Raw genomic sequence first — 3,185 nt, 5'->3', positions numbered from 1 at the left:
CCGAAGAACTCGGCGTAGAACGCCAGCAGATCGGTGACCTGCGCGGGCACCGGCGCGCAGGCGCGCGCCGCGGCCGCCAGGTGGGTGAAGCGCAGCGCGAGCGAGCGGCGCGCCACGTCGGGGCGGGGCACGGCGGCGGGCACGGCGTCCAGCTCGAAGGTGGGACCGGCCGTGCGACCGGGCCGGCCCGCTTCCATGGTGACCAGCAGCTCCGCCAGCGGACGCATGACGCCGGTCATGACGTCGATCGACGCGTTCATCAGCTTCGACCGGCGCAGGCTGCCGTCCGGGCTCCCGCCGAAGTGCTGCGCCATCAGCTGGAGCATGAGGTGGTACGAGCGGTTGAACAGCTGTCCCACCGCCCGTGCCTCCGGGGCGGTCACCGGGTCCTTCGCGGCGCTGCCGGTGCCCAGGGTCGGGTTGCGCAGCACCGGGTGGGCCGGGCTCCAGGGCAGCAGCCTGCCGTACGGTCCGGGCACCCGTTCGGTGGTCAGCACTTCCCCGATCCGCAGGAAGGTGTGGAAGTGGGAGGTCTCGGCGGACCCGGCCCGGTCGTCCGGCTTGTCCCGCCCGTCCGGCGCGAGGACGCCGCCCTCGCCCTGCTCGCTGATGACGTCGACCGCGAACAGGGCGCTGCTCAGGTCGTCGACCTCCAGCTGGTAGTCCGGATGCGTGGTGTTGACGGACTCCCGCAGGAACAGGTGGTGTTCGCCGCCGCCGCGCCCCCGCTCGACCAGGAACAGGTCCGGGACCCGCCGCAGGCCCTCCCGGATCGCGGCGTACAGCTCGCTGATCGAACCCCAGGCGTACGCGGGGGCGGCCGTCTCCTCCGCCGGGGCGGCGCCCGCGCGGCGTGTGCCGGGGGCCGGCGCCGCCGGTTGTTCGATCGCGATGTAGCGCTGCACGCTGCCGATACTCAGTCCTTCCAACGCGAAGTCCAGCGGCACCGGCAGTTCGGCGTTGAGTGTGCCGAAGTCGATCAGCGGGATGTGGAAGGGCTCGCCCATGGCGGTGATGATGTTGTTGACCAGCAGGAAGTGGATCATTTCCTCGCGGGCGACGCCCAGCAGTGCGCCGCGTATCCCGTCGTCCAGGGTCGCCCCGCCCTGGCCGCAGGCCAGCTCCAGCTGTGCGGGTGTCCACCGTCCGCGCCGCACGTACTCGCGGGCCGTGCCGTAGGCCGGGACGGAGAAGGCCGCGTAGAGGTACTGCAGCATCACGGCGAGTTCCAGCGTGGCCGCCTGTTTGAGCACGGTCCACAACTCGCCCCGCGTGCCGATCGCGGGCGCGCCGGTGACGGCCGCCGGGACGGTCAGCGGCGGCCGCGTGCGCGCCTGCTGGTTGCGCAGGTAGGCGAGCAGCAGCCGGGCCTTGGGGTCGGACAGGTCGCGGGTGGGCGGCATGTAGTACGTCTTCGCCTTGTTGCGCGGGTCGCACATCTGCCAGGCCAGCTCGGCGTACGTCTCCACCTTGCAGCGGTCGGCCAGGCTGAAGACGTCCGAGCGCATGAAGGTGGAGAGGTGCTCGTAGAAGGCGAAGACCTCGCGGTGCAGCAGCTCGAAGTCGACGTCCTCGCGCGGCACGTCGTCGAGGTGCCAGTCGTCGGGCAGCACCCGGACGGCCAGGGAGCCGGCGCCCGCCCACAGGCCCAGCGTGTCCTCGTCGTCGTACGCCCGCCACGCCGATCCCGGCGCCTCCGGCGGCACGGACGGCAGCTCCTCCGGTCCGGCGGCGAGCAGGACCCGGCAGGTGCCGGCCCGCTCGCCGCGCAGCACGAGGACGCCGTGCCCTCGCTCGTCGGTCCGTATGGCGCACTCGTCGGCGAACGAGCCCCCGTCCGCGCCCAGACCGAGGATCACCGCGTCCCCGCAGCGGGCGCCGGGGGCGCCGGCCACCGGATCGGCCGGCAGGGCGCGCGGATTGTAGAACTGCCGTACGAGCACGGCGTCCACGGGCGCCGGACGGCCGCGGACGTACGAGCGCAGCGGGATCTCGACGGCGTGGTCGCGGCCGCGCGCGCGGTCGCGGTGGTGCAGGAGGACGAGCGCCTCGTCGGTCTGCACGTGCGCCTCCCGCTCGGTCAGCAGCGTGACGCGCCGGCCGTCCGGGCGGGTGCCGGTCAGACACAGCCTCTCCTCCTCCCACGGCCCCTCTCGGGCGGGCACGGTGACGATGCCCGAGGTGAGGTCGCCGGGGTAGGAGCCGGCCGGCAGCCGCGCGACGAGCCGGCCGGAGCCGGCGGTGCGCAGCTCCAGGTCGCCGGCGTCGACCGGGGGGCCGAGCCGGTGCAGCGGGCCGGGGCCGGGCCGCGGCGCCCGGCCGGTCAGCGGGACGGCGGAGACGAGGTTGAAGACGGCCTGCCCGCGCGCCACGTGGACGGTCAGGTGGTGCAGGGGCGCGCCGGGCCGGGGGACGAGCAGCCGCCCGGCCGGATAGGTGCGCAACTCGTGGGCGTGCCACGGCGCGATGCTGCCGCGCACCCGCCACAGGTTCGGCGCGCCGGGCGCCGTCGGACTGGCCATGGCGTCCAGCGCGAACTGCACGACCAGGCCGTCCGCCCGGCCGCTGTCCACCGTCTCGCGCAGGGCGCGTACGACGGGTGAGAGGGCGGCGTCGGGCAGCCAGCGCGGTTCTTCGCCGTCGTTCGCGGTGACGACGAATTGATGAACGGCGCAGTAGCGCAGCTGGGAAGCCAGAATGTGCTCGCCCACATCCCGAATGTGGCCGAAATCGACCCATCGTGGCGGGTGCGGACCGGTGACGCCGGCGGTGAGCAGGTAGCCCTCGCCGTCGTCGTGGGAGCGCCCCAGCCGGCCGAGGCCGAACCGGCCCACCATCAGGGCCGTGGTCCACCGCGACGCCGGGTCGAGGTCGAAGGTCCGGGCGCGGTTGACCGTCGTGCGCAGGTAGGGGTTGTAGTGGCCCCAGACGTCGACGCGGCGCCCGACGACCGGGTCGCCGGTGTCCGGCCGGCCGTCCGGGCCCTCGGCGCAGACGACGTGCGCGTCCAGCCAGAAGTGGCCGCTGCCGTCGAAGTTCCAGCCCTGGCCCGCGCTGAACTCGCCGTCGGAACACGGCCTTCCGGCACGGTCGTGGCGCGGTCCGCGCCGGTGCAGCCAGGCGTGGTACTCGGCGGCGGGCCGCTCGACGGGGAACGGACGCGGCGCGGGCCCGTCGTCGGTCAG

At 74.3% G+C, this 3,185-nt stretch carries 1 protein-coding gene; it reads right to left on the bottom strand.

The annotated features are described in order from the left end of the window. Nucleotides 1-3,185 (bottom strand): ferritin-like domain-containing protein (locus AB0K09_RS31775; protein WP_366068854.1); only part of this gene is annotated, 3,185 nt, incomplete at both ends.

The sequence above is a fragment of the Streptomyces sp. NPDC049577 genome, from assembly GCF_040675635.1.
Classification (GTDB): Bacteria; Actinomycetota; Actinomycetes; order Streptomycetales; family Streptomycetaceae; genus Streptomyces.
This window is presented reverse-complemented; position numbering and strand designations above follow the sequence as displayed.